The following is a 25,438-nucleotide window of genomic DNA, read 5'->3' as shown; positions in this document are numbered from 1 at the left end:
GAGGCAAAAAATGGCTTGATAATTTGTAACTTGCTATAATCCATAGAACCCCAATATAAAGGATGCAAATGCAAGCACAAACACAAAAAGTCCCAGCTGCTCTTACAATAGCAGGAAGTGATTGCAGCGGCGGTGCTGGGGGACAGGCTGATTTAAAGACTTTTGGTGCACACAATGTTTTTGGTATGAGTATCGTGCTGAGTGTTGTTGCTGAAAATACCGCGCGCGTCATATCTTGCCATAACATCCCACCATCTTATATCTCTGAGCAATTCCAAGCTGTCTTTGAGGACATTCCCCCAAATGCTTGTAAAGTAGGCATGCTTGGCTCGCATGAAATCATCAGATGTGTAGCGGACAATCTCACATTACATAAGCCAAAAAATCTTGTCATTGATCCGGTTATGTTTGCAAAGAATGGATTTGCTCTTATGCCTGAATCTATCAGGGAATATTTCCGAAAAGAGATTTTGCACTTTGCTGATGTGCTTACGCCAAACATTCCTGAGGCAAGTGCTCTGTGCGGCTTTAGTATCACAAGCTTAGAGGATATGAAAGAAGCTGCAAGGATTTTGCATGGTATGGGGGCTAAAAGCGTTTTGTTAAAAGGCGGGCATAGTGTCCAAAACTGCGATGATGTGTTTTATGATGGGAGAGAATTCTTTATCTTGGATGCGCCAAAAATCCATACAAAAAACACACATGGTACAGGCTGCACACTCAGCTCTGCTATTGCCGCAAATCTCGCACTGGGTAATAGCTTGCTAGATTCCATCAAATCAGCTAAAGACTATGTATTCCATGCGATTTTGTATTCTCTTGAGCTTGGCAAGGGCAATGGACCAACAAACCATTTCTACAAAACAACCAAACAACAATAATCACAAATTCGTATGTCGTATAGCACCTTGTGCTGTGATTTTGTATTTATAACTCGTAAGCGATTCCAAGCCCATAGGCCCGCGTGCGTGTAATTTACTTGTAGAGATACCAACCTCTGCGCCAAAGCCAAACTCCCCACCATCACTAAAGCGTGTGGAGGCATTCGCATACACACACGCACTCTGCACATTGCGTAAAAATAATTCTTGCGCGCTTATATCATTTGTCACAATACAATCGCTATGCCCAGAACCAAAAGTATTGATATGTCTCATAGCCTCAAAAATATCATCTACAATTTTTAGATTCAATACATTCGCGCCCCATTCGCTGTCAAACTCAGGCAAACCCTTGGTTGGGATAATAGCACTCACTTCATCATCGCCTAAAAGCTTAGTGTTAGCTTTGGCAAATACCCCAAAAAGCTTTGGCAAGAAAGCTGCAGCTATTTCTCTATCAAGCAAAAGCGTCTCAATAGCATTGCAGGCCGCAGGATAGCTAGTCTTAGAATCCAGAGCAATGCGTATAGCAAAATCTGGATTGTAAGCCCTATGGATATACAAATGACAGATACCCTTATCGTGCTTGATAATAGGAATCCTAGAGTGCTCTTGGACAAATCTGATAAGCCCCTCTCCCCCACGTGGAATAAGCAAATCAATAAATTTATCTTGAGAGAGGAATTTCTTCACATCATCTTTGGTCTCAAGCATATTGATACATTCTCGCGGCAAATTATGTGAATCCAAAGCTTTGTGCAAGCAGCTAAGAATCGCTTTATTAGAATGCAAGGCTTCTGTGCCGCCTTTGAGCACGCAGACATTGCCACTTTTGAAACACAAAGCACTTACATCGCTTGTGACATTTGGACGAGACTCATAAATCACACCCACCACACCAAGTGGCACACTTACTTTCTGTATTTTTATACCACTTGGCATTTCCCAACCATCTAAGATTCTATTCAAAGGGTCTTTGAGATTTGCAATCTGCTGGATTGATTGCGCCATGTTAGTGATTTTTCGCTCATCTAATGCCAGACGCTTTAGCAATGACTCTTGTAATGCAGTGTGTGCTTGTGCTAAATCATTTTTATTTGCCTCTAAAATAGCGGGCAAATCTTGGATAAGGTTTTGTGCCATAGATTGCAAGATAGTATTACGCTGTGTACTTGTAAGATTCCCAAGCTCCACGGTGGCCTCTTTTGCTTTTTGTAAAATCTGTTCTAATTGCATTGTCACCCTCAGTTATACATCAGCGCGCTCTTTTGCCAATGCTTCAACTTCATTGATAAAAACTTCTAAAATCTCATCTTCTTTGTACTTGCCTATCATCTCGCCGCCTTTGATAATCATCCCTTCCTTATCGCCAAAAGCTATGGCGATATCTGCATGCTTTGCTTCGCCTAATGCATTGACAACGCAGCCCATTACGCTTACTTGCAATGGTGTTTTGATATGCGCAATCCTTTTCTCTACTTCCTTGACGGCTTTGACTAAATCAGCTTCTATCCTCCCACAAGTAGGACATGATATCAGCGTAACGCCTTGCTTCTGTCTTCCACTATATTTGAGAATCATACGCGCAAGATTAATTTCTTCTTCTAACTCGCCTGTTATAGAACAGCGCATAGTATCTCCAATGCCTTCCATCAGCAATCCACCAAGAGCCATTGCAGACTTTATGCTCGAGTGCATAAGCGTGCCAGCTTCTGTGACACCTAAATGGAATGGGTACACAACCTTTGGTCGTAGCATTCTGTAAGCTTGCATTGTGCGCCCAACATCGCTTGCTTTAAGAGATACTTTGATTCTCTGGAAACCAAAATCCTCCAAGAGCTTGATGTTATAAAGCGCAGATTCCACCATACCTTGAGGCGTGGGGCCGTATTTACGCTCGAATTTCTTCTCCAAGCTTCCACCATTGACACCTATACGAATGGGAATATTACGCGCATTACAGGCATCTGCTACTGCTTTGATTTTATCTTTACTGCCAATGTTTCCGGGGTTTATACGGATACAATCCACAGATTCCGCAGCGATGAGTGCGAAACGATAGCGGAAGTGAATATCTGCTACAAGCGGCAGAGGGGAGATTTTTTTGAGTTCTTTTAATGAGTATGCATCACTTTCATCACTTACTGCGACACGGACAATATCTGCTCCTGCTAAGGCTAATCTATCAATCTGGGCTTTTGTCGCCGCAATATCATGTGTCTTGCTAAAAGTCATGCTCTGCACTGAAATAGGCGCATCACCGCCAATAGCCACATTTCCTATATGAATTTGTTTGGTTTTGTATCTTTGTTGCATATTTAAGAGGATCCTCTAAAGAGTGATTAAGTCCGCGGATTGTAGCACAAAAGAGCTGTGGGGAATTGTTTTTGCTGGTATACTGTTTTGCCTCAAGGAGATACCATGCAAGCACAAGAGATTGATACACATATATTCAAAGAGTTTTTGCAATACGATTTAACAAGCGGAAGTTTATGGGAGATTGTAGAGATTTTTGAGCGCCACAGGAAAGAATTTCGCACTCAAGTCGCCCAATACAACCAAGATATACAAAATGCAAAGACCGAACTCAAAGTCTTACGAGAAAAAATCACACAAAGCAAAAAAATCTTACAAGACCTCACACAAAAGCTAGCACAATTAACAAATGCAAATCCTAAGGCAGATACAAAGACTACACTCTCGACAAAATCCAAAGAAAACACCCAACAAGATTCTTCACCAAGAACCAAAAAACCCTCAAAAAAGCAGGTCGATAACCAAGAGATTCTTAAGTCCAGGATTTTAGCGCTTGAGCTAGAAAACAAGCGCCTTAAGGTTGAACTGAGAGATCTAAAGCAAGAAGTTGAAATAGAAAAGCGCGAAACTAGCGCACCAAAAACCAAAAAAGCTAAATAATGCGTCTTTTCGTCAGCGCACTCGAACCAAGTGCAAACATACACTTACGCTCCTTAGCCTTGCAACTCAATGCGGTTGCACAAAGAAATGACACAATTTATGAGATTGTCGGGATCTTTGATAGGGAAGTCTTTAAAGATTGTGATTGTATCAATGCACAGGCAGCATATAATCTCAGTGATTTTGCAGCTATGGGATTTATTGACGTGATAAAAAAAGTCTTTTTCTACAAACGCATAAATCAAGAGATGATACAAGTGGCATCTGCCTGCCAAAAAGCCCTTTTGATTGATAGCTCAAGTTTTCATATACCTTTGGCAAAAGGACTTGCTCAGCTAAAACATAAACCAGAAGTTATTTATTACATCTTGCCGCAAGTTTGGGCGTGGAAAAGCTGGCGAGCAAAACTACTTGAGAGAATCTGCGATCGATTGTGTGCGACTTTGCCTTTTGAGCTAAACTTGTATCCAAATGCAATGAAGCAGCAAAAAATACACTATGTCGGGCATCCACTTTTAGACGAGCTAGGCATTACCAACGCGCAATCTCCTAACACAGAATCTTTTACTACAAAGCCCCTAGTACAAAGAGCAAATGGTGGTATAGTCTTTATGCCAGGTAGTCGCAAAGGAGAGATAAAACGTATGTTCCCACTTTTTGCAATGCTTGCAAAAGAATTCCAAGGTATACAAAAAATCCTCGTTCTGCCTGAGCATTTTAGAACTCTTAACCAAAATGCCTTAAAAACTATCTATGGCGCAGATATAGAATCTTTTCAAATAAGTTTTGATGCCACTCATGAATTAACAAGCTGTAGATTTGCCTTTATTTGTTCAGGGACTGCTACATTGCAAGCTGCACTCTTACAAACGCCCTTTGTCTTAGTCTATCGTATGCGAAAGCTTGAATTCTATATCGCAAGAGCGTTTGTGCGGCTCAATGTGATTGGTCTGGCCAATATTTTGTATCAAGCATCAAATTTAGAGGTTCCGGGCAGGGGAGAATCTAGATTGCATGAAGAACTTATACAAGATGACCTCAGTGTAGAAAACCTCCTCCAAGCTTACAAACGCTTTGATTTTGTAGCTTACAAGCAAAAAAGTGCTCGCCTCATAAGCTATCTCAAACACGGTAGCTCACAAAATATCGCAGAAATCCTTGCACGCTCTTAGAGATTTTTTAAGTGCGGGCGTTTGTGAGTGTTATGGCAAACAGTACATTGACACCGTGCTTTTGCAAGCACTCATGTGCGCTACTTAGAGTTATGCCTGTGGTGATAATGTCATCAAAGAGTACTGCCTGCTCACCCTTGCCTTTGTAGACAAAATTTCTAGGATTTGCTTGTCGGAAGCGCAGGTCCTTTCCAGCATAGCTTACGTGATTAGTGGCTAAGAGTTTGCTGTATTGCGGGGTTAAAATACCCTGAGATTCTTTAGCAAATGCACGCGTAATAACTGCAGTATGTGAGTAAAAACCCCTCAAATGATCATCTAAGGGTATTGCCAAAATATTTTTTGGCATCTGCAAATGTTGGAATTTTCCAAAAAAATACCGCGCACATTTTTGCGCTAGGCGATGGAAGATTCTAGAGCCCAAAACATCATATTTTGCATCAAGCAGATAAGCAATCTCTTGGTAAGAATAGAAACTATAGACTTTAAGGTTTGATTGGGTAAGACGCAAACTAGGCAGTATGGCTATGCAATCTAGGCACTTTTGACAGATTATATGAAAGCTTAGAGATTCGCACAACAAACATTTCATGCTTTATAAAAAAGCTTACCAATAGAGCTGGTAATACATTCTGTGATAGTAGGAATAGGCAAACTCGCATCGATTCTTACCATGTCTACACCAAGCAAGCTAGCATAGCGTGCTAGTCGCTCCTGAATCTCAAGCATATATCCAAACCCTCGTTTTTCGATGTTGTCATTTGCTTTCGCACTTAGTCTTGCCTCAAGATTCTTTTTATCGAGCTCAAGCAAGATACACAAATGTGGCTTCAAAGCGCGCATAGCAAGCTGATTGCACGCAAGCAATAATTTTTCATCAATATCCTTTGCATATGCCATGCCAGAGAGCAAACTTCTATCGGTAATGACAAGTTTATGGGAATCTAAGTGGGGCTTAAGCACCTCTGCATAATGTTGCGCCCTATCACTTAAAAACAAAAAAAACTCCGCGACAGAATCTATCGTATCATTTAGTACAATACCTCGGATTTTAGCACCCAATGCGCTTGCACCGGGCTCTTTGCTAAAGATCGCGTGGGGATAATAAGCCATAAGATTAGTAATCTGCGTGCTTTTGCCACAAGTATCAATGCCTTCTATAGCCACATAAAAACCGCTATGAGATTTTTTAAACTCCATAAAAAACCTTATTTGAGTGATTGGATATATTCGCTCACACCTTCTGGCACAAGATGAGAAAACCTGCCATTATGCTCTATGATTGATCGCACGACAGAAGAGCTGATAAAAGCATGTTGTAAAAGTGGCATAAAATAGATGGTCTCAAGCTTAGAATCCAAAGAGGTGTTTATATACCCCATTTGTAATTCATATTCAAAATCACTCACTGCTCTAAGTCCTCGTATGAGGATATTTGAGGCTTTTTGTTTGGCAAAATCTGCGAGCAAACAATCAAAACCCTCGATTCTGACACGCTCTATATCTTTGGTCGCAATTTCTAGCATTTGTATGCGAGATTGGAGGGAAAACATTGGATTTTTTGCATGATTTTGTGCCACAGCCACAATCACGAGTTCGAAAATACCAACTGAACGTCTGATAATGTCTAAATGTCCATTAGTTATAGGATCAAATGTCCCCGGATAGATGGCAACTCTTTGCATAGTAAAATCCTGCAATGTTTTTAGGCTCATTCTATGACAAAAGCCCTTAAGAACTCCATATATGATCTACAACCACACATCCTTCATATTTCAAGTGCTTGGCAAATACAGGTACACACAGAGGATCATGTAACACATATTTTGGCATGCATACTATTTTGTCTGGATTCTCTATCAAGTACGCTGCCCACCAACTAAAACTAGAATTTGCGATGATAGCATGCTTACAACTTCTCATAAGCTCCATCTCCTCGCATGCATGACCTTCGGTATTGCCCTCTATAAATTCAAAACGCATATTTTCTAAGAAAACAGAATCAAGATGCGAAAGAAACATTTGCTTGCACCAAGCAATGTCATTACTAAAGATAAAAATAGTTGGATAGGAGAGTATGCCATGTATCTGATACAAAGCGTTATTATAGTAAGTGCTTCCAAGCTCTATGTAATTCCGAAGCTGCAAATAATCCCCACGTCTTACATGCAAAAACACAGAATCTGGAGTGGCCAGGATTTTATACTTTAACTCTTGGTTGCGCTGTGATAATGGCCTTTTGAGCTTAAATTCTTCTTTGAGCTGTGTGCTTACTGACTTGACAAAAAGATAGTTTTGGAAATATCCAAGAATATATGTGTTGTTATAAAAGCTAAATTTTGTATCACACAAAAAAGCTAAGCTCCGTTGATAAAAAACATCATCATAAGGAGATTCTATAAAATACCAACGCATGATCCACTTATGTAAAAAGACATATCTTCTCTTAAAAAATCGCGGACAACACATAAAAAGTCTCACAAACAAAATATGAAAAAACTTGGATGGAGTGAATTTGGAGGCAAACCTCTCTAAAAAGAGTGTCGTATCAACACAGAAATACCGGAGTTCAAAATCTCGTACATGAGACACAGAAGTTGTATTATCCCCCCCCCCCTATTTGCTTATCATAGGCGTTTGTATCAAATCTCACCGTATACCCTTGCTGCTGTAGAAACTTCCCAAAGGCATAGATAAACATTTGGTTTCCTAGTCCTCCGACCAGACGAACAATAACATTCTTATTTTTCATCGCCCTAACCTCTCAGAAAGCAAGCTCTTATGCAGTCATTAAGACAATCGAAAACTTTTTCTGTGGAAAGGAGTGATACCAAACTCATTAATGGCTTCTTTATGTTTGGCCGTGCCATAGCCTTTATTGCTAGCAAAATCATATTGTGGATACATTTTATGGAGCTGCAGCATTTGAGAATCTTTGGCGACTTTAGCGATGATTGAAGCAGCAGCTATCAAGAGATTCTTTTCATCACCTTTTATTAAAGTATGAAGGTTGGAATACTTTTTGTCTATTCCAAAAGTCGTATTACCATCAAACAAAAATTGCTCTATGTTCAAACGCAAATCTAAGAAGTGCCTAAGTATTGATTCTAAAGCCTCTTTCATACACACACTTATACCGAATGTATCAATATCTTGCGCTGATTTTTCTATAAGGTAAAAATATAATCTCTTTTCTTTTGTAAGTTCTTGCAAAGTCGCATCTAACACAAAGCGTTGTTTTGTACTCAGCTTTTTGCTGTCTTTGATACCTAGACTGCTAAGCATATTTTCCTCGCCTAAAACCCCGCATACAAATAAACTCCCGCATAAACACCCTCTACCAGCTTCATCGATACCACATACCATTTGTCTTTACAAGCGCAAGTTTATATGCTAGAACTTGCTTTCTTCTCGTCTTTGGAGATGCTCCCAATACGCATCGACATCTTTTTGTAATTGCGTAATAATGTGCTCATTTTCTGGCTTAAAGAGATGCTTAAATCGTCCTTGTGCCCCTAGATAATCACGCACAGGTATTACATTCTTAGGGCGATAAGTAATGTGCAGTTCTGTGCCATTGATAATTTCATAGAGAGGAAAAATAAGAGAATCCACTGCTAAATCACTTATTTCCACAGTTTTGTTAGATTCAAAACGCCACTCTGTCGTGCAAGCACTAAGAGCATTAATAAAAGTCGGTCCTTCTGTATCAATAGCGCGTTTAATTTTTTTATTCATATCTTTCCATTTATTAGGGGCTACCTGTGCGACATAAGGAGAGCCATGTGCTGCCATAATAGGGAGTAAATCTTTCTTTTTTTCTTTCTTACCATAGCTTATACTCCCTGCAGGTGTAGTAGAAGTGCTAGAACCAAGGGGCGTAGAGCCACTTCTTTGACCACCGGTATTGGCATAGACTTCATTATCCAAACAGATATAAGTCATATCGTGTCCTCTCTCAAAACAGCCGCTAATCCATTGGAATCCGATATCGTAAGTCGCCCCATCGCCACCAAAGGCGACAAATTTTGGCTTTTCACCTGTATATCTGCCCTTGCGTGCAAGGGCTTTATACATAGATTCTGCTCCAGCAACCGCAGTAGAACCATTTTCAAACCCAATGTGAATCCACGGCACATCCCAGCTTGTATGTGGATATACCGCACTGGAAACTTCAAGGCAGCCTGTTGAGTTTCCAAGAATAATAGGTCCATCAACAGCACTAAGCACCTCACGCACAATCATTCCGTGTGCACAGCCCGGACAAAGTAAATGTGCTCCCTCAAATTTTTTTGATGATTTTTGGAATTCTTTTAAATTTCTAACTTCCTTTACCATTGTATTCTCCTTTAAAAAAAGCTCATTTTAGGACCACGTAATCCTAGCATTTGCTGAAGTGGGTGAGTAAGCTTACCTGCCTTTGCATCTGCATCAAGCTCTATAAGAATACTCTCTAAATGAGCTTGAGTTAAATCGCGTCCACCAAGCCCATAAATGTAATTTGACATAAGAGGATAGGCTCTAATTGAAAGTGCTGCGGCTGAAAACTCATTAAAAAGCATACCAAGTGTACCAGCAGGCAAGCTTCTATCAAGACATGCAACTGCTTTAAGATTCTTTAACGCTTCCCCTACTTCCTGGAATGGAAAAGGACGCAAAGAACGGATAGAAATTACACCCGCTTTTATGCCTTTGTCTTCACGCATTTTTTTTGCTGCAACACGAGCAGATTCTACACTTGTACCAAGTGCGACAATAGCTACTTCCGCATCTTCAAGATAATAGGTCTCTACAAGGCTATATTTGCGTCCACTGAGTTTCTCAAACTCTTTAAATACTTCAGCAATAACATTCTGCGAATCCATAATACCTTTATGTAGCTGTGCTTTGTGCTCAAAATGCCAATCTTCCTCTGTTTGTGCACCATAGGTTATAGGATTTGAAAAATCCAACATAGGATTATGCGAAACATAATCTCCAATAAATTTGTATGCCACCTCATCACTAAAAGGTCTCACAGATTGAGCTGTATGAGAGCAAATAAAACCATCTTGATTCACAATCACAGGCACTCTTACACGCAAATCCTCAGCAATCTTAAAAGCCATAAGATTAAAATCATAAGCCTCTTGGGGATTGTAGGTGCAAAGATTTATCCAGCCTGTATCGCGGCTAAGATACATATCAGAATGATCGCCATTGACATTTAAAGGTGCAGCCAATGAGCGATTGACAAGGTTTAACACGATAGGCAAACGCATACCTGAAGCTTGGTATAGCACTTCTACCATAAGAGCAAATCCTTGCGAACTCGTCGCTGTAGCTACTCTTCCACCTGCTGCAGCTGCGCCTACGCACGCACTCATTGCAGCGTGCTCAGATTCCACCATCACAAACTCACCATCAACATAGCCATTACTCACAAAACTACCATAACTCTGCACTATAGGCGTTGAAGGGGTGATAGGATAAGCTGCCACAACATCAATTTGTGCTTGACGCAGTGCCTGAGAAGCTGCCATATTGCCATCCCAAACCTCAACATCTCTTACTTCCATTGTCTTTGCCATTTTTCTCCTCCTATACTTCCCTCTTTTTGGGTTGTTTTTCAGGCCATTCTCTCAAGGCTTCTTCATTGTCCTTATGGTCATTAAACATAAGCAAAGACTTAGGGTTTGTAGGACACACATCTACACAAACACCACAACCCTTACAATGCACATAATCCACTCCAGAAAGTTTGTCATTACTTGTCAAAATAGCTGAATCAGGGCAGAAAACCCAGCAATTAAAGCAATTAATACAAACTTCACTATTATGCACAGGCTTTTCTACACGCCAATGTGCGACACTGTCGGTAAATGAGCTATCACCACTATACGTTCTCTCGCATTTATATAGCTCCATTACTCCATCCACACCCTTTTTAAAAGGGAAAAGCACAGAACCAATTTCAAATTCATTCCAATCTTTTAACTTATCCATGTAAGCCTCCTTTTGTGTTATTTGATTCTATTGAACCTCATCATAGGCTCTTTGTATCGCTATCTTGTTGGCTTCAATCACTTTTTGTGGAAGCTTTTTGCCAAGCACTTTTGAAAAAGATTCTAAAAAATATCCAATCTCAAGCATACCTGAGACTTTCATCAAAGCACCAAGCATAGGCGCATTTGGTACAGATTTACCAATTGAATCAAGTGAGATTTGTATGCAATCAAGTGTGTAGATATCCTTTGTAGCAAGTTCAGGTTTTTGGTCAATGAGCTCTTCTTTGCTTAGACGCGTGGTAATGATGTACTTCGTAGAGGGCTTATGATATAAGCAGATATTTGTGATAAACACTAAGCCAGGGTCAATCACTAGGACATAGTCAGGATTCATAAACTTCTCGTGATTTAAGATTGGCTCTGAATCTATCCTATTATAAGCCGTCATTGAAGCACCACGTTTTGCAGATCCATAAAACGCAAACGCCTGAACTTCCTTACCTGTTCCTGCAATCACATCAGCTAAACCTTTGGCACCAGTTACAGCACCTTGCCCAGCACGTGAATGCCATCTGATTTCTAGCATTCTCTCCTCCTTGTGTCTTAAGATGTTGAGACACAAAATTATAACGAGACTCTGTAGTATATAGAGCTAAGTTAATAAGTGCTTACTTGACTAGCTGCATAAACTCTGCCCGTGTTTTTGAATCACTTTTAAAAAGTCCTCTCAAAGCAGAGGTAATAATCTCAGGATTCTTACGCACACCACGCATACTCATGCATAAATGTCGCGCACGACACACTACAATCACCCCTTTTGGGTGCAATTCTTCTAATAAACATTGCGCAATCTGCTCAGTCAAACTCTCCTGGATTTGCAATCTCTGCGCATAAGCTTCCACTACGCGTACTAAAGAACTCAAACCTGCAATATATTTATCAGGGATATAGCCAATATCAATACTCCCAAAAAACGGAAGCAAATGGTGTTCGCACATTGAATAAAACTCAATTCCTTTTGCTATGACCATTTCATCACATACACCATCTTTAAATGTCGCACCCAAAAGCTCTTTTGGATTTTGCCTATAACCCCCTAGTAAGTTTGCAAAAGATTCCATAACGCGTTTTGGCGTCTCTTTAAGACCTTCTCGCCCAGAATCTTCACCAATCTCCCTACACAAAGACTGGAAAAAAAATTCAAAATACTTCAGGGAATCTTTCATTGCTGCACCTTTAAAAATGATGGGCTATATAAAAAGACATATGACTTCTATCATCAACACGATTCTTTTGTAGTCTCAATACATCGCCATAATAACCTATCAAAGGATTGTATTCCGCTTTTGTGGTGTCGATATAGGCTTCTATCTTGCCACCAATTGTTATATCTTTTCTGAATTCATAGCTCACATTCAAAGCCAAGCTCTGCTCTGCACTCCGTGTAGAATCTGTCTCTCTGCCTAGAATCTGCCAGGTCAAATCCCTATAAGTTGCACCAAGATAAACAAAGCCTGTGAGGGCATTTTGGCTTACAATATCATTGAGTGCTTGTCCGCCTTCATAAACTGTATTTGTCCAAATGTCAAGCCACAATGTATTTCCATAAGTTCCTATAAATGCATTTGCATTGCCAAAATTTTTATAAACCCCAACACCAAAAGAAAAATTATAAATCCCAAAAGACTGCTCTAGGAAAATTGATGCTGTATTTTTCTCAATAACTCCCCAGTCCCTAGCACTCAAATTATTTGAAGTCTGCCCGACAAATTCCCTAAAAACCCGTGGAAAAATTGCATTTGCTTTTGTAATCAAACGCAAATTGTCTTGGATAAGTTTTGTATCATAAGTAAGCCCAATGCCAGGAGCTATATACATAGTGGGTACAAAATAATGAAAAACTGTAAGCTGAAAACTTGCAAAATCCATATCCATTCCTATGGCATATGTTTGAAGATTCTTAGAATCTGCACCATGTATAAGAAAAAAATCATTAAACAAATTCCTGTAGGCAAATGCTATGCGATTAGACCAAAAACCCCACAACTTGAACATACTAAATTTGACATAAGCTTCTGCACCTTGGTTGTATCCACTAAAATACTGTCCTACATTTCCAGCCTCATAGCGCCCTATTTTGAAATAAAAATGCTCATTTTCATACTGCAAATACGCGTTATGAATCATGTAATTTTGTATCTTTTGTTCATCCCGAGATACGCCAAAATATGCACTAACAACCGGTGAGCCAATAACTGGATTTTCTGCCTGCATATCATTAGCAGTAGAATCAAAAACAATCCCACCAATAGCTCCACCAAGCTTTATGCTGAGATTTTCCGCAAGATTTGCAGCGATATTAAGCTGGCTATAAAGCGTGGCAAAGCTCTCTGTTGGTGCCCTACCCTCTTGTATACCAAGCATTTGGTTATTAAATCCCCATTTTGAAAAGCTCTCAGAACTGCTGCTTACTTCATATTCAAAGCCTTGTAGAAACCCTACACTTCCTAGTAAAAGACATATTTTTTTTATGTTTACGCCTCCTAGAAGAATTTAGATATCTATGCTTTGGACCTTGATGCTGTGTGTATGCGCCCATGCATAAATTTGGCGCAGTTGCTCTGTATTGTCCTGTTGGTTTGGGCTATTGTGCGTATAAATCGGGGGTAAAATCCTAAGCATCCCCTTGTAATCAATCTTTGCTTGTATCAAAACAAGAGAAGCGTCTCTGTCTCTTAATGGATACACAAAACAAGCATTTTGTATATATAAACCAGCCTTGCGTAGTTCATAAAACAACACTGTGCATTCTCTAGCATCATAGCACAGCAAGAGATTCCCTCTAGGTTTCAGCAAACGCTTTACAGATGCTAAAAGCGCAGCAAGCGGCATAGAATCTTGGATACGAGCGAGATTCTTACGATCGTTTGGACTTTTGAGAATATGAGGATTGTAAAAAGGCGGATTTGTGATAATCGTATCAAAAAGTACACTGCTCTTAAAATCAAAAATACTCATATTATGCACCAATGCATTTTTAGCAAAGCTTGTATTAGCGGCATTTCTGCGCGCAAGCAGACTTGCCTTAGGATCGATTTCTAACATCTGAAGTTCTAAAGTCTGTTCTCTTGCGCACAAAAGCCCCAAGATTCCACAGCCTGCACCAATATCCAAAAGCCGTGTTTTTGGCTTGAGAAACCCCCTTGCAAAATAAGCTAGGATGAGGCTATCAGTGTTGTAGCAGTAGCCATCGCTCAACTGGTAGAGATTTAAGCACGTATTAGCCATACACTCATATCCACACTGTGTTTATGTGTATGCAAGATTCTAAAATCATGCATACCATCTGTAAGAGAATCAAATCCAGCAAACCTCTTATTGATAAACTTTTTGGAATCGGGAAGAAAATTTGGCGCGATATGCAACAAAAGCATGTCAATCTGGGGCAATAAAGACTGTAAAAGTGGCAATCCACCTTCAATGATACTAAAGCCAGAATCTAATGCCAACTCCTCTATCCCATGGCACACTCTTATGCGAGAGGGCGTAATATTTGGATTAAGTGCTGTATCAATATTTTCTCGCGTCAATATTTTGACTTGGGGCAAATGCGAATTATCAAATGGAGAAGTAGCAAACCTACAATCAAGCTTTGGCAAATCATGCAAAAAAGTACGTCCAGAAACGATAATACAATCGCTCACGCTCCGTTGGTTATGCGTGAAAATCTGCGTATCAAAATGCGTTATACGCCCACTGAGATAATCCCCATCCAATCGCATTGCAAGTTTAAACAGTCTAAATGCCCCATTTTGTTTGTAACATAAAAAAGGCAGAAGCAATGCTTTGGCCCTATCCTCACAAAGCCCATAGCATACTTTAATGTCTGCTTGCTGCAAACGACTTCCACCACCTTGTGCTTGCTTATTGGTCTCGCGACAGGCGATAAACACATACTCAGGATGCAAAATCTCTAGCAGATTCGCACAAGGTGGTGTCTTACCAGAATGATTACAAGGTTCTAAACTCACATAAACCCGACAATCAGAAAATAAATGCTTTGTATGGGTACAGAGAAATTTATGCAAAGCCAAGCTTTGGGATTCTAAAGGCAGCGTGAGCAAAGAATCAAGCTCTTGGAGCAAGCTGTATTCTTTCTTGAGTGTAAAAAACTCCTTTGCAGCATTTGCAAAGGCATAAACTTCCGCATGCGGACCACCTGCTTTTTTGTGGATTCCAAAACTCAGTATTTGGTATTTGGGAGAGAACACTGCTGCACCCACGCTAGGATTAGGCAAGCACAGTGTTTGATACTCCCATGCATAATCTATCAATCTCTCCATAATAGTGCGATCTAGCACGCTATACATGATCAAATCTCTTTAGAATCTAAAAATAGTTTTGGCTTTTTTAATATTCTCAAATGGAATAAATTCGATTCTATATTGCTGCAAATATTCTGTGCAAAGTAGCAATGCACCAACCTCGCCATTGACATTACTAGCGAGCAAAAGACCTTGTAAATGTATATTTTGCCTGCTAGTAATCTCTATCTCCTCTCCAATACTATAGACAAAATGCTGGGGTTTTTTGAGAACACGCTCTAATCCCGGAGAACTCACTTCCAAAAAATATTTTTCTTGCGATACAAGCTCCACATCAAGCAAAGGAGATAATGTTTTGCTAAATAATTCACAATCTTGCAGACTTATAGAATCCCTTTTAGGCAAAGCATCTAATTGCTGAGATTGTATGGATTTTGCATTTTGCAAATCTGCAAAATACTCTAGTGACTGTGATGGCAACTCTTTGCTCAAAAAAATGCGCAAAATGGCATGCTCATTCTCTTTTGCCCAAAACATATCATAAAGCACATATCCCATAGATATAGCAAGTGTGCTTACTTTATTTTCAAGCTCTAACACAGTTTTCCTCAGCTATTTGGTAATCTGTTTAAAAATGGCTTCAAGATTGCTCTGCGCACGCAATCCATCATCAAAGCAAAAAGACAAATCCGGGCATTTAAACCACGAAGTAGCACTGAGCGTGTATTCTTTGAGTATCGGGGTGGCTTTCTTTAGCTGAGAGAGAATATGTGAGCGCTCTTCTTGTGGGATAGCGCTGGATTCTATGAAAACCTTTGCATGTTGCTTGCCTCTAGAACATTCGATATGGGTGATACTCAAGCAATTGAGCTTTGGATTGCTTAGGTTACTTAAAGCTAGGGCTAATATCTCCTCTAAGAAAGCTTGGGTTTTTTGAATCTTAATATCTTTCATTGCAAAGCCTTTGTGTAGTCTAATAGTGTTTCTATGCGTTTTATGCATTCATCTTTTCCGAGTATGTATATCGCTTCAGCCACACCTATACCACCGCTTTTACCTAAGATTGCTAAGCGTAAAAGCGGCATAAGCTGTCCTAGTTTGATTCCATAAGATTGCGCAAAAGCCTGCAAAAACACCTGGATTTCTTGTAAATCCACTGCATGAGATTCTTGGAGTGTATTGGTTAAGAGATTACAAACATTCTGCAAAATCTCTACACCATTACAATCAAGCTTTACCAAAAGTTTCTTGTCATAAGCCCCAGGTGCTAACACCACATCATGATAGTTTTGTGCTAATTCCTTGATAGTCTTGCTTCTTTCTTTGATTTGCTCAAAAAGCACTTGGGTCTGAGGAGATTCTTCTGGCTGCTTTATGCCAAACTCGCTTATAAGCGTTTGCAATCTTTTATTATCAGCCTGCTTTATATAGTGATGATTGAGCCATAGAAGCTTTTCTGGATTGTAGCTTGAGGGCGAAGTATTCAAATCATTGGGATGGAATACCTCTAAGAGCTTCTGTATGCTAAACACTTCCTCATCACCATAGCTCCAGCCAAGCCGCACCAAAAAATTCAGCAAAGCTTCAGGCAAATAGCCCAAATCTTTGTAGTCCATAACGCCCATTGCTCCATCGCGTTTGCTAAGCTTCTTGCCTTGAGGATTTAAAATCATTGGCACATGGAAGAATCTAGGAATAGCAAAGCCTAAGGCATGGTATATAATGAGCTGCTTTGGGGTATTACTCAAGTGATCATCGCCACGTATGACATCACTAACCCCCATAAGCGCATCATCAACTGCCACTACAAAATTATATGTAGGACTGCCATCACTACGCGCTATCACAAAATCATCAAGCTCTTTTGCTTGTATATTAATCCTTCCCTTCACGCCATCAATAAACTCTATGTTTCCATCTAATGGGGCTTTGATACGCACAACAGGTAGCCTATCACGCGGTGGCGTGCCACTAAAGTCTCTGTAGCGATTGTCATACTTCCATTTACATCCATCTGCCTCAGCCTTTAGACGTTCGTTCTCTAGCTCCTCTTTGCTCATGTAGCAATAATATGCTTTGTTTTCCTCAAGAAGTTGTTTGATATAAGTTCCATACAACTGAAATCTCTGGCTTTGGTAGATAATCTCTCTATCATATTCTAATCCCACCCATTGAAAAGATTCTACAATCGCCTGCGCTGCATCTTGAGAATTTCTAGCAAAATCCGTATCTTCAATACGTAGCAAAAACTCCCCGCCCATTTTACGCGCATACAGATAATTAAAAAGCGCTGTCCTTAACCCTCCTATATGCAAATAGCCAGTCGGCGAAGGTGCGAAACGCGTAACAACCTTTTGTCTGCCACTGCTTTGATTATCCATATCTCTCTCCTAAAAACGCTTTGGTACATACAAATTTTTAAGATTTCTCAAGGTAGCGCTCGCATTACACAAAAGCAAATCCGCTAGAATCAATGCTAGCTGCGATTGTGCTACTATACTTCCACGCACAGCGATACATGGATCGTGCCTGCCTTTTATCACAGCTTTTACTCCCCTGCCCTGTATATCTTGCGTATCTTGCGCTATAAAAATACTTGGCGTTGGTTTAAAATGCACACGCACGCAAATCTCCTCACCCGTGCTGATACCTCCAAGCATACCTCCACTATGATTTGAGAGAAATCCTTGAGTATCCATACAATCATTATGTGCGCTTCCTAGCATACCGCTCGCTCTCACACCCTCGCCAATTTCCACGGCTTTCACGCCATTAAGCCCTAGCATAAGTGCGCCAATTTGGGAATCCAGCTTTCCATAAAGTGGCTCGCCTAACCCAATAGGTACGCCAAACGCTTTCAGTAATGCCACCCCACCTACACTATCACCCTTGGCCCGAGCTGCTTTGATTACTTCTTTCTGTGCTTGTTCAAGTGATGTATCAAGGGCAAATATTTGAGAATCTAGAGCCTGAGCGCACTCTTGATTACTAAAATCAGTGCGCGAGGAAACCACCCCGCCTATACCTAAAATACCCCCACCTACACTTATCCCAAACTCTTTTAGTAAAAGCTTTGCAATCGCTCCGCTTGCAACCCTTACAGCACTCTCTCTTGCAGAGCTTCTGCCTCCACCACGATAATCGCGAATCCCGTATTTTTGGAAATATGTAAAATCCGCATGTCCGGGACGAAAAATATCTTTAATCTCCTCATAATCCGCGCTTTTATTGGCAGTATTTCTTATGAACAATGCAATGCAAGCACCTGTACTCTTACCTTCAAATACACCACTAAGAATCTCAACACTATCAGCTTCCCTTCTGGGTGTAGCATACACTCCCCCACCTTGTCTTAAGCGCATCTCTTGCGCGATAAACTCTTCATCTATCACAAGTCCAGCAGGGACTCCATCAATCACACAGCCGATACCTACACCATGAGATTCGCCAAAAGTCTGCACTCTTAAGCGCATACCAAAACTATTCACTACTGTTCCTTAGACTTTAATCTATGTAGTCTTGCTTTTTGTGATTCTAGAATTTCATAGGCAATCTTTGCACATTTTTGCTGTGCATTTTTTTTAGAGCTTCCAATGCAGCGGGCATATTCTTTGTTGTCAATAACAATAGCAATCTCAAAAAGCTTCTGGTGGTCAGGTCCGCTTTCAGAAACAAGCTCATATGTTGGAATCTCACTAAATAGCGATTGTGTAAGTTCTTGCAATAAAGTTTTGTAGTCATTTGTAAGACTAAGATCGATTGTTTTGTAGCAAGATTCTAAAACTCTGTAGGTGATTTCTGCAGCCTTTGTGATGCCTGATTCCAAATAGATAGCACCAATGATTGCCTCAAAAGCATTTGAGAGGATGGAGGATTTTGTACGCCCTGCATTATATTCTTCACTCTGAGAGATAAAAATATACTTGCCTAAATCAAGCTCTAAAGCTAGTTTCATAAAACCCTGCTCATTAACAATACTCGCACGAAGCTTAGAGAGATCGCCTTCGTTGGCATTTTTGAATTTTTTAAACAAATACTCTCCAATCAGCAGATCCAACACTGCATCGCCTAAAAATTCTAAGCGTTCATTATTGTATCTAGCCTTACAACTACGATGAGTAAGAGCTTGGATCAAAAGGTGTTTGTCTAAGAACGTATATTGCAGATGGGATTCTAAAGCATGTAGGTTCTGGTAATTTCTGGAATCTAGATTCATTTATAACTCCATGTAATTGCTTGGATTTGGTTTAGGTCATTATCGTAAAAGTTTGAGCAGCAGAGCATTGTAGCAAATTTGCTTTTAAACTTGACATTGGCAGATTCCATTCAGGTTGGCAAATCCCTAGAAACACTCTATTCCAAAATTGATTTTGGAATCCAAAATGGCTAAGATTGTAGCTCTTGACTTACCTAAAGGATGAATTTGCACTACCACAAACTCCGCCATTTAAATCTTGCTCATAGTCCAGATGCCGATGATTTGTTTATGTATTACGCTATCAAGTTTGGCTGGGTTGATACGCAAAATCTCAGGTTCCACGCACAAACTCAAGATATCCAAACACTCAATCTTGCGACACTTCGTAGTGAATTTGATATCAGCGCAATATCCTTTGCGCTCTATCCATTTGTGGCACATAACTATGCGCTTTTGCGCACTGCTATGAGCTTTGGTGAGGGGTATGGACCAAAGCTCATTAAAAAACAGGGCAAAACACTAAAAAACAACTTCAAAGTCGCGCTAAGCGGCGAGCACACAACAAATGCTCTTATATTTAGGCTTGTCTATCCAGATGCCCGTATTGTGTATAAAAATTTCTTGGATATAGAATCTAGCGTACTAAATGGGGAAGTTGATGCAGGTGTGCTTATCCATGAATCAATTCTAGAGTTTGACAAACACCTTGTAATCGAGGCTGAAATATGGGATATTTGGAGTGATTTGAACAAAGAAAATCTTCCCTTGCCACTGGGTGGTATGGTAATCTCGCGCTCACTACCTCTAAATACAGCATGCACATGTGAAGATATTCTCAGTAAAGCAGTAAAAGTGGCACTCAATAATAAATCTCTGCTTTGTGCGATGCTTTTAGAACGCAATCTTGTGCGTGTAGATTCCCAAAAGCTTGATACTTATCTTAATCTGTATGCAAACGAGCACTCTTATATGCTCAGTACGCTACAAAAAAAGGCCATAAACAAGCTATTCTCACTTGGGTTTGATGCAAAATTTTATCCGCAAAAGCTTGATTGTGAGGACTTTTTGCTTCCGCAAGAATATATGTCGCAGCGCTACTCATAAAGCTATGGTTTCGAAATTTCTCTACAATCTCAAAGGTATCGCACGGATACTAATCCCTAATATACTCACCCAAGCAAGTTTAGAATCCCAAATCCAGCAGATTTTCACACGATTTTCTCCAAATATCCTAGATTCTATGAAAGCAAGGCTAAGGTATTACCACAAAATATCCTCACCTTTTAGCCTAGCTCCCAGCATACAATCTCATGACGCTAAACTCCCACAAATAACAGATCTCAAGCATATTTTTAACAAGCACACCAAAGCAAGATATTTCAGCGCATACTTCTATGACATGTATGAATTTACGCGCTATTTTGATTCAAGGCTCTGGCTTGCGCACGAGTTTGGTGATGTGAATTATTATCTGAGCCTGCCTGCTATTACAAAATCCCGTCCGATAGCACAACACCCACAATCCCAAAACTCTATACTTTTTAAGCTCGATAAAAACAGGCATTTCCATTTTATCAACGACAAGATTCCCTACGAAGCAAAGCGCGATATTCTCTTTTGGCGTGGCGCAGCCTACCAAGCAAACAGACAAGAATTTTTAAAGAGATTTTTTAGCGCAAAGTTTTGTGATATAGCACACACAGGCAGCAAAAGTATCTTGCATCAGTTCCGTAAAAACAGAGCAAGCATCCAAGAACACTTAGGCTATAAGTTTTTGCTGAGTTTGGAAGGCAATGATGTCGCTAGCAATCTCAAGTGGATTTTAAGCTCAAACTCCGTATGTCTGACCCCAAAGCTCAATTTTGAAACATGGTTTATGGAGGGAATCTTACAAGCAGGGGTACATTACATAGAGATTGCACCAAATTATGACGATTTAGAAACTACGATTGCATACTACAAAGCCCACCCACACAAAGCAAAAGAGATAATCTCTAATGCGCATAATTTCATCTCACAATTTTGCAATCCAGCAATCGAGCATGCACTCTGCCTGCTTGTCTTAAGAAAATATTTTTACCTCAGCAGACAGATTGCTATAAGCACAGAAGAGAAGGAATTTATGTTTGCATAAGAGATTTATGTTACGGAAACTTTTATAGAGATTTAAAAAGATTTTAGATTGAATCCAACTCTTTTAAAGAGTTTATTTTTTAAGGAGAACAGTATGGCACTTAGAGTGTATTATGATGCAGATTGTGATTTGGCTTTGATCAAGCGAAAGAAGGTCGCCATCATCGGGTTTGGCTCTCAAGGACACGCACACGCAGAGAATCTGCGAGATTCTGGCGTTGATGTCATCATAGGGCTTTATAAAAACGGCTCAAGCTGGGGAAAAGCTGAGGTAAAGGGCTTTAAGGTCGTAGAAGTGAGTGAGGCTACAAAACTTGCAGATATTGTGATGATTCTTATACCTGATGAGTTGCAAGCTGATGTGTTTGAATCTGATATTGCCCCGTATTTAAGCGAAGATAAGATTATTGCTTTTGGGCATGGCTTTAATGTGCATTTTGGACAGATAAAAGCTCCACAAGGCGTGGGTGTGATTATGATCGCTCCTAAAGCCCCAGGCCATACTGTAAGAAGCGAGTTTGTGCGTGGTGGAGGCATACCAGATCTCATCGCAGTAGAGCAAGACACAAGCAAAGGCGATGCGAAGTCTATCGCTCTCAGCTATGCATGTGCGATTGGTGGGGGACGAAGCGGTATCATAGAAACAACCTTCAAAGATGAAACAGAAACAGATCTCTTTGGCGAGCAGGCTGTGCTTTGTGGTGGGGTAAGCAGTCTTGTAAAGGCTGGGTTTGAAACATTGGTTGAGGCAGGCTATCCCGAAGAAATGGCGTATTTTGAATGCTTACATGAACTCAAGTTGATTGTAGATCTTATGTATGAAGGCGGACTAGCCAATATGCGCTACTCCATTTCTAACACTGCAGAATACGGCGATATGATAAGCGGACCTCGCGTAATAAATGAGCAGTCCAAAAAAGCAATGAAAGAGATTCTTAGCGACATACAAGGTGGAAGATTTGCTAAAGATTTTATTCTGGAGCGCAAGGGTGGATATGCCAGAATGAATGCTGAGCGTAAAAATCTTGCAAACCATCCCATAGAAAAAGTCGGACAAAGACTACGAGAAATGATGCCTTGGATTGGTGCAAATAAGCTCGTAGATAAGAGCAAAAACTAATGCAAGACATCAAACAGCTATCCACCACAAACAGAATCCGCTCTATTATTGCTGCAAGCAGCGGGAATTTGGTGGAATGGTTTGACTTTTATATCTATGCTTTTAGTGCTGTGTATTTTGCACACAACTTCTCAGATTCTACAAATCCTACCATCCAGCAAATCAGCGCATTTGGAATATTTGCACTAGGTTTCTTGATGCGACCTGTTGGCAGCTATGTTTTTGGCTCATTGGCAGACAAGATAGGCAGGAAGTCATCTATGGTATTTTCAGTGATTCTTATGGCGGTTGGTTCCTTCATGATAGCAGCCCTTCCTAGCCGAGAATCAATTGGCGATCTTGCGATTGTATTGCTACTGGTTGCCAGATTGATTCAGGGTTTGAGTGTGGGTGGAGAATATGGAATTGCTGCGACTTATCTCAGCGAACTCGCAACAGAAGGCAAAAGAGGATTTTACTCATCATTCCAGTATGTGACACTCATAGGCGGACAACTGCTAGCTGTAGCAAGCATTAGCATTATGCTTTTGATCTTTAGCGATGAGGAAATGCATGAATATGCTTGGCGGATTTTGTTTGTGGTTGGAGGATTTTTAGCCCTTGGATCGCTGCTTATACGAAGTATTATGAGTGAGAGCGCTCATGAGCTTCATAAACACGAAGATAGAGGCACATTCAAGGCGCTGCTTGCTTCGTGGAAATCATTTTTGTTTGTAGTAGGTATCACAGCAGGTGGATCACTAGCGTTTTATACAATCACAACATACATAAAAACCTTTATGGTCAATACTGCTGGGATTGACAAAACACTTTCTAACAACATTATGCTCGTGGCTTTGTTTGTACTCATGCTTATGCAGCCACTTTTCGGATATTTGGGAGATAAGGTTGGGCACAAGAGATTCTTGCTTATATTTTCAGTCAGTGCATTTGTGGGAATCTATCCCTTGTTTATGCTTCTTAAGCAAGCTCCTAATACTTATGTCATCTTTCTTATTGTCCTTGCACTTTTTGTGATTCTGAGTTTTTATACTTCTGTAGCTGGAATCTTTAAGGCAAAGCTTTTTCCAGAGCATGTAAGAGCTCTTGGCACAGGCTTTGGATATGCCATACCAAATGCCATCTTTGGGGGCTCTGCTCCCTATGTTGCGTTACAGTTTAAAAATGCAGGATATGAAAATCACTTTTTTATTTATATAGCAGTTATGATGTGTATTGTATTTATCGTTGGCTGCTTATTGCCAAAAAGAGGACAGCTAAACTAATTCTTGCTTAGAGTGCTTGATATTAAGGATAAGCACTCCATCGCCAAATTAACATGACTTTAAGCTTTACTTAAGCAAACCATCAGGCAAGTGTTTATACACTTCAAAAATCCAAATATCCAAATCCGTATTATTGCTTCTCTTTCAAGGACAAAGCCATGCAAAAAAATGAGATTCTCAAAACATTCAATCGCACAAAGGATAAACTCATAGTAGCTGGCAATGGACCTTCACTTGGAAATATTGATTACACAAGAATGCCTGAGGATTATGATGTCTTTCGATGTAATCAATTCTATTTTGAAGACAAATATTTTTTGGGCAAAAAAGTCAAGGCATTTTTTGCAACAGCAGCTATGTTTTACTACCAATATTACACATACAAACATTTGCTAAGAAATGGTGATTACCAGATAGAGCATATTATCTCTAGCAATGCTTCTTTTGTTCTTGAGCCATTACTAGGAAAATGTTTCCATGAATTATTCCCTCTTGCTATTTGCGGTGTAGATATTATGAGGCAGCACAAAATAATAAAAGATTTTGTAATGGAGCAATGGATCTATAACGACAAATTTATCACCAGCGGATTTTATGCCTGTGCTATTGGTGCGATTCTCGGATATAAAGAAATTTATATAGCAGGTATTGACTTTTATGAAGACAACAAAACCTATGTGTTTGATAATTCTGTCAAGAAAAATTTATACACAATTATTCCGGAGTTTGACAATTCTGATATAGCAAACTGGCATAGCAAAGAATGCGATATATCTCTGCTTGAGTTACTTATCTCATTGGGTGTCAAGTTTTATTCTCTCGTGCCAAATTCTGCAATAAGCAATATTGTATCCCTTGCACCGCAAACACAATCAACTTTAGATTCAAACATTCTCAAGACAAAACCATCAGAAACAATCAAGGATATTTGCATACCTGCTAGCAAAGTCTTTCCTCACTACTACAAAACATTGCTACAAAAAATAGATCAAAATGCCCTCAAACATCTGGAAAAAACTGATGAGATTCCTAGATATATCGCCTTACATCCTAGAAATAATTTTTATATCAAACTCATGAGTGACTTACTCTCACTACCAAGACACGTAAAAACTTACATAAAAAGAAAGTTATCTACCCCCCCCCCACCACCTCAAGAAAAAATATGGTTATAAAAAATAACCCAATAGGGGAGATTCTAAACTTTTTTAGATCTCACGCAATTATTAATTTATATTCCTAAGGACAAAGCCATGCAAAAAAATGAGATTCTCAAAACATTCAATCGCACAAAGGATAAACTCATAGTAGCTGGCAATGGACCTTCACTTGGAAATATTGATTACACAAGAATGCCTGAGGATTATGATGTCTTTCGATGTAATCAATTCTATTTTGAAGACAAATATTTTTTGGGCAAAAAAGTCAAGGCATTTTTTGC

Annotated in this window: 30 protein-coding genes; 9 read left to right on the top strand and 21 right to left on the bottom strand. The window is 39.9% G+C overall.

All coding sequences use genetic code 11. From position 1 onward, the window contains the following. Positions 1-68: 68 nt before the first annotated feature. Positions 69-881 (top strand): bifunctional hydroxymethylpyrimidine kinase/phosphomethylpyrimidine kinase, encoded by an 813-nt coding sequence (thiD, locus tag CCY97_RS05085; protein ID WP_112064404.1) that lies wholly within the window; start codon positions 69-71, stop codon positions 879-881. Here thiD and CCY97_RS05080 read toward each other — a convergent pair whose 3' ends face one another. Together CCY97_RS05080 and ispG are read right to left on the bottom strand one after the other, a co-directional pair. Then, positions 882-2,117 (bottom strand): glutamate-5-semialdehyde dehydrogenase, encoded by a 1,236-nt coding sequence (locus CCY97_RS05080; RefSeq protein WP_112064403.1) that lies wholly within the window; start codon positions 2,115-2,117, stop codon positions 882-884. Positions 2,118-2,129: 12 nt separating this feature from the next. After that, positions 2,130-3,197 carry a flavodoxin-dependent (E)-4-hydroxy-3-methylbut-2-enyl-diphosphate synthase gene (ispG, locus tag CCY97_RS05075; protein ID WP_112064402.1) on the bottom strand — a complete coding sequence of 356 codons (1,068 nt, stop codon included), beginning with the start codon at positions 3,195-3,197 and terminating at the stop codon, positions 2,130-2,132. A gap of 105 nt (positions 3,198-3,302) precedes the next feature. Here ispG and CCY97_RS05070 point away from each other — a divergent pair, with 105 nt between their 5' ends. Next, positions 3,303-3,797 carry a hypothetical protein gene (locus CCY97_RS05070; RefSeq protein WP_112064401.1) on the top strand — a complete coding sequence of 165 codons (495 nt, stop codon included), beginning with the start codon at positions 3,303-3,305 and terminating at the stop codon, positions 3,795-3,797. After that, complete coding sequence (gene lpxB, locus CCY97_RS05065) at positions 3,794-4,969, top strand: lipid-A-disaccharide synthase (protein WP_181562835.1); 1,176 nt, start codon at positions 3,794-3,796, stop codon at positions 4,967-4,969. The genes CCY97_RS05070 and lpxB overlap by 4 nt, the downstream gene beginning before the upstream one ends. 7 nt (positions 4,970-4,976) lie before the next feature. Here lpxB and CCY97_RS05060 read toward each other — a convergent pair whose 3' ends face one another. From CCY97_RS05060 to rnc, 19 genes are all read right to left on the bottom strand, one after another. Continuing rightward, positions 4,977-5,561, bottom strand: a complete 585-nt coding sequence (locus CCY97_RS05060; protein WP_146744505.1) for a ComF family protein — start codon at positions 5,559-5,561, stop codon at positions 4,977-4,979. Continuing rightward, positions 5,558-6,169, bottom strand: a complete 612-nt coding sequence (gene tmk / locus CCY97_RS05055; RefSeq protein ID WP_112064398.1) for a dTMP kinase — start codon at positions 6,167-6,169, stop codon at positions 5,558-5,560. The genes CCY97_RS05060 and tmk overlap by 4 nt, the downstream gene beginning before the upstream one ends. 8 nt (positions 6,170-6,177) lie before the next feature. Next, entirely contained in the window at positions 6,178-6,654 is a 477-nt protein-coding gene (coaD, locus tag CCY97_RS05050) for a pantetheine-phosphate adenylyltransferase (protein WP_112064435.1), read from the bottom strand. Between the two features lie 46 nt (positions 6,655-6,700). After that, on the bottom strand, positions 6,701-7,384 hold the full coding sequence (locus CCY97_RS05045) for an alpha-1,2-fucosyltransferase (protein WP_181562833.1): 684 nt from the start codon (positions 7,382-7,384) through the stop codon (positions 6,701-6,703). A gap of 187 nt (positions 7,385-7,571) precedes the next feature. Continuing rightward, entirely contained in the window at positions 7,572-7,721 is a 150-nt protein-coding gene (locus CCY97_RS08260) for a hypothetical protein (RefSeq protein WP_181562832.1), read from the bottom strand. 38 nt (positions 7,722-7,759) lie between these two features. Continuing rightward, positions 7,760-8,335 carry a ribonuclease HII gene (locus CCY97_RS05040; protein ID WP_112064396.1) on the bottom strand — a complete coding sequence of 192 codons (576 nt, stop codon included), beginning with the start codon at positions 8,333-8,335 and terminating at the stop codon, positions 7,760-7,762. Between the two features lie 27 nt (positions 8,336-8,362). Then, positions 8,363-9,307, bottom strand: coding sequence for a thiamine pyrophosphate-dependent enzyme (locus CCY97_RS05035; RefSeq protein WP_112064395.1), 945 nt, complete (start codon positions 9,305-9,307; stop codon positions 8,363-8,365). Between the two features lie 11 nt (positions 9,308-9,318). Then, the gene (locus CCY97_RS05030) at positions 9,319-10,539 is read right to left on the bottom strand and encodes a 2-oxoacid:ferredoxin oxidoreductase subunit alpha (protein ID WP_112064394.1); all 1,221 of its coding nucleotides are present in this window, start codon (positions 10,537-10,539) and stop codon (positions 9,319-9,321) included. A 10-nt stretch (positions 10,540-10,549) separates the two neighbouring features. Then, positions 10,550-10,954: a 4Fe-4S dicluster-binding protein gene (locus CCY97_RS05025; RefSeq protein ID WP_112064393.1), complete on the bottom strand. Its 405-nt coding sequence runs from the start codon at positions 10,952-10,954 to the stop codon at positions 10,550-10,552. 27 nt (positions 10,955-10,981) lie between these two features. Next, positions 10,982-11,542, bottom strand: a complete 561-nt coding sequence (locus CCY97_RS05020; RefSeq protein WP_112064392.1) for a pyruvate flavodoxin oxidoreductase subunit gamma — start codon at positions 11,540-11,542, stop codon at positions 10,982-10,984. 82 nt (positions 11,543-11,624) lie between these two features. Then, the gene (gene folE / locus CCY97_RS05015; RefSeq protein ID WP_112064391.1) at positions 11,625-12,182 is read right to left on the bottom strand and encodes a GTP cyclohydrolase I FolE; all 558 of its coding nucleotides are present in this window, start codon (positions 12,180-12,182) and stop codon (positions 11,625-11,627) included. A gap of 10 nt (positions 12,183-12,192) precedes the next feature. Continuing rightward, positions 12,193-13,479 (bottom strand): outer membrane family protein, encoded by a 1,287-nt coding sequence (locus tag CCY97_RS05010; RefSeq protein WP_258457016.1) that lies wholly within the window; start codon positions 13,477-13,479, stop codon positions 12,193-12,195. A 30-nt stretch (positions 13,480-13,509) separates the two neighbouring features. Beyond that, complete coding sequence (locus CCY97_RS05005; protein WP_112064389.1) at positions 13,510-14,244, bottom strand: methyltransferase; 735 nt, start codon at positions 14,242-14,244, stop codon at positions 13,510-13,512. Then, positions 14,226-15,326 (bottom strand): bifunctional diaminohydroxyphosphoribosylaminopyrimidine deaminase/5-amino-6-(5-phosphoribosylamino)uracil reductase RibD, encoded by a 1,101-nt coding sequence (ribD, locus tag CCY97_RS05000; protein WP_112064388.1) that lies wholly within the window; start codon positions 15,324-15,326, stop codon positions 14,226-14,228. Before ribD ends, CCY97_RS05005 begins: the two co-directional genes overlap by 19 nt. Before the next feature lie 12 nt (positions 15,327-15,338). Beyond that, a complete protein-coding gene (locus CCY97_RS04995; protein ID WP_258457005.1) occupies positions 15,339-15,881 on the bottom strand; it encodes a ribosome maturation factor in 543 nt (180 codons plus the stop codon). A 12-nt stretch (positions 15,882-15,893) separates the two neighbouring features. Further along, on the bottom strand, positions 15,894-16,235 hold the full coding sequence (gene rbfA, locus CCY97_RS04990) for a 30S ribosome-binding factor RbfA (RefSeq protein ID WP_112064387.1): 342 nt from the start codon (positions 16,233-16,235) through the stop codon (positions 15,894-15,896). After that, positions 16,232-17,662 carry a glutamate--tRNA ligase gene (gltX, locus tag CCY97_RS04985; RefSeq protein WP_112064386.1) on the bottom strand — a complete coding sequence of 477 codons (1,431 nt, stop codon included), beginning with the start codon at positions 17,660-17,662 and terminating at the stop codon, positions 16,232-16,234. Before gltX ends, rbfA begins: the two co-directional genes overlap by 4 nt. A 9-nt stretch (positions 17,663-17,671) precedes the next feature. Then, positions 17,672-18,769, bottom strand: a complete 1,098-nt coding sequence (gene aroC / locus CCY97_RS04980; RefSeq protein ID WP_112064385.1) for a chorismate synthase — start codon at positions 18,767-18,769, stop codon at positions 17,672-17,674. Then, positions 18,769-19,497, bottom strand: coding sequence for a ribonuclease III (gene rnc, locus CCY97_RS04975; RefSeq protein WP_112064384.1), 729 nt, complete (start codon positions 19,495-19,497; stop codon positions 18,769-18,771). The genes aroC and rnc overlap by 1 nt, the downstream gene beginning before the upstream one ends. A 207-nt stretch (positions 19,498-19,704) precedes the next feature. Here rnc and CCY97_RS04970 point away from each other — a divergent pair, with 207 nt between their 5' ends. From CCY97_RS04970 to CCY97_RS04945, 6 genes are all read left to right on the top strand, one after another. Further along, positions 19,705-20,583 carry an MqnA/MqnD/SBP family protein gene (locus CCY97_RS04970; RefSeq protein ID WP_258457004.1) on the top strand — a complete coding sequence of 293 codons (879 nt, stop codon included), beginning with the start codon at positions 19,705-19,707 and terminating at the stop codon, positions 20,581-20,583. 4 nt (positions 20,584-20,587) lie between these two features. Then, positions 20,588-21,613 (top strand): glycosyl transferase family 90, encoded by a 1,026-nt coding sequence (locus tag CCY97_RS04965; protein ID WP_112064382.1) that lies wholly within the window; start codon positions 20,588-20,590, stop codon positions 21,611-21,613. A gap of 93 nt (positions 21,614-21,706) precedes the next feature. Continuing rightward, a complete protein-coding gene (ilvC, locus tag CCY97_RS04960; RefSeq protein WP_112064381.1) occupies positions 21,707-22,732 on the top strand; it encodes a ketol-acid reductoisomerase in 1,026 nt (341 codons plus the stop codon). Between the two features lie 8 nt (positions 22,733-22,740). Continuing rightward, entirely contained in the window at positions 22,741-23,997 is a 1,257-nt protein-coding gene (locus CCY97_RS04955; RefSeq protein WP_112064433.1) for an MFS transporter, read from the top strand. Positions 23,998-24,155: 158 nt separating this feature from the next. Next, the gene (locus CCY97_RS04950; protein ID WP_112064380.1) at positions 24,156-25,172 is read left to right on the top strand and encodes an alpha-2,3-sialyltransferase; all 1,017 of its coding nucleotides are present in this window, start codon (positions 24,156-24,158) and stop codon (positions 25,170-25,172) included. Positions 25,173-25,250: 78 nt separating this feature from the next. Beyond that, positions 25,251-25,438, top strand: a 188-nt coding sequence (locus CCY97_RS04945) for an alpha-2,3-sialyltransferase (protein WP_258457003.1), incomplete at its 3' end; no start/stop codon positions are given.

The organism is Helicobacter sp. 10-6591 (assembly GCF_003288805.1).
GTDB lineage: Bacteria > Campylobacterota > Campylobacteria > Campylobacterales > Helicobacteraceae > Helicobacter_F.
This window is presented reverse-complemented; position numbering and strand designations above follow the sequence as displayed.

What these genes read in the sequence shown, in the direction of transcription:
- thiD (WP_112064404.1), top strand. Translation starts at nt 69, where the DNA reads ATGCAAGCACAAACACAAAAAGTCCCAGCTGCTCTTACAATAGCAGGA.
- CCY97_RS05080 (WP_112064403.1), bottom strand. Translation starts at nt 2,117, where the DNA reads ATGCAATTAGAACAGATTTTACAAAAAGCAAAAGAGGCCACCGTGGAG.
- ispG (WP_112064402.1), bottom strand. Translation starts at nt 3,197, where the DNA reads ATGCAACAAAGATACAAAACCAAACAAATTCATATAGGAAATGTGGCT.
- CCY97_RS05070 (WP_112064401.1), top strand. Translation starts at nt 3,303, where the DNA reads ATGCAAGCACAAGAGATTGATACACATATATTCAAAGAGTTTTTGCAA.
- CCY97_RS05060 (WP_146744505.1), bottom strand. Translation starts at nt 5,561, where the DNA reads ATGAAATGTTTGTTGTGCGAATCTCTAAGCTTTCATATAATCTGTCAA.
- tmk (WP_112064398.1), bottom strand. Translation starts at nt 6,169, where the DNA reads ATGGAGTTTAAAAAATCTCATAGCGGTTTTTATGTGGCTATAGAAGGC.
- coaD (WP_112064435.1), bottom strand. Translation starts at nt 6,654, where the DNA reads ATGCAAAGAGTTGCCATCTATCCGGGGACATTTGATCCTATAACTAAT.
- CCY97_RS05045 (WP_181562833.1), bottom strand. Translation starts at nt 7,384, where the DNA reads ATGCGTTGGTATTTTATAGAATCTCCTTATGATGATGTTTTTTATCAA.
- CCY97_RS08260 (WP_181562832.1), bottom strand. Translation starts at nt 7,721, where the DNA reads ATGAAAAATAAGAATGTTATTGTTCGTCTGGTCGGAGGACTAGGAAAC.
- CCY97_RS05040 (WP_112064396.1), bottom strand. Translation starts at nt 8,335, where the DNA reads ATGGTATGTGGTATCGATGAAGCTGGTAGAGGGTGTTTATGCGGGAGT.
- CCY97_RS05035 (WP_112064395.1), bottom strand. Translation starts at nt 9,307, where the DNA reads ATGGTAAAGGAAGTTAGAAATTTAAAAGAATTCCAAAAATCATCAAAA.
- CCY97_RS05030 (WP_112064394.1), bottom strand. Translation starts at nt 10,539, where the DNA reads ATGGCAAAGACAATGGAAGTAAGAGATGTTGAGGTTTGGGATGGCAAT.
- CCY97_RS05025 (WP_112064393.1), bottom strand. Translation starts at nt 10,954, where the DNA reads ATGGATAAGTTAAAAGATTGGAATGAATTTGAAATTGGTTCTGTGCTT.
- CCY97_RS05020 (WP_112064392.1), bottom strand. Translation starts at nt 11,542, where the DNA reads ATGCTAGAAATCAGATGGCATTCACGTGCTGGGCAAGGTGCTGTAACT.
- folE (WP_112064391.1), bottom strand. Translation starts at nt 12,182, where the DNA reads ATGAAAGATTCCCTGAAGTATTTTGAATTTTTTTTCCAGTCTTTGTGT.
- CCY97_RS05005 (WP_112064389.1), bottom strand. Translation starts at nt 14,244, where the DNA reads ATGGCTAATACGTGCTTAAATCTCTACCAGTTGAGCGATGGCTACTGC.
- ribD (WP_112064388.1), bottom strand. Translation starts at nt 15,326, where the DNA reads ATGTATAGCGTGCTAGATCGCACTATTATGGAGAGATTGATAGATTAT.
- rbfA (WP_112064387.1), bottom strand. Translation starts at nt 16,235, where the DNA reads ATGAAAGATATTAAGATTCAAAAAACCCAAGCTTTCTTAGAGGAGATA.
- gltX (WP_112064386.1), bottom strand. Translation starts at nt 17,662, where the DNA reads ATGGATAATCAAAGCAGTGGCAGACAAAAGGTTGTTACGCGTTTCGCA.
- rnc (WP_112064384.1), bottom strand. Translation starts at nt 19,497, where the DNA reads ATGAATCTAGATTCCAGAAATTACCAGAACCTACATGCTTTAGAATCC.
- CCY97_RS04965 (WP_112064382.1), top strand. Translation starts at nt 20,588, where the DNA reads ATGGTTTCGAAATTTCTCTACAATCTCAAAGGTATCGCACGGATACTA.
- ilvC (WP_112064381.1), top strand. Translation starts at nt 21,707, where the DNA reads ATGGCACTTAGAGTGTATTATGATGCAGATTGTGATTTGGCTTTGATC.
- CCY97_RS04950 (WP_112064380.1), top strand. Translation starts at nt 24,156, where the DNA reads ATGCAAAAAAATGAGATTCTCAAAACATTCAATCGCACAAAGGATAAA.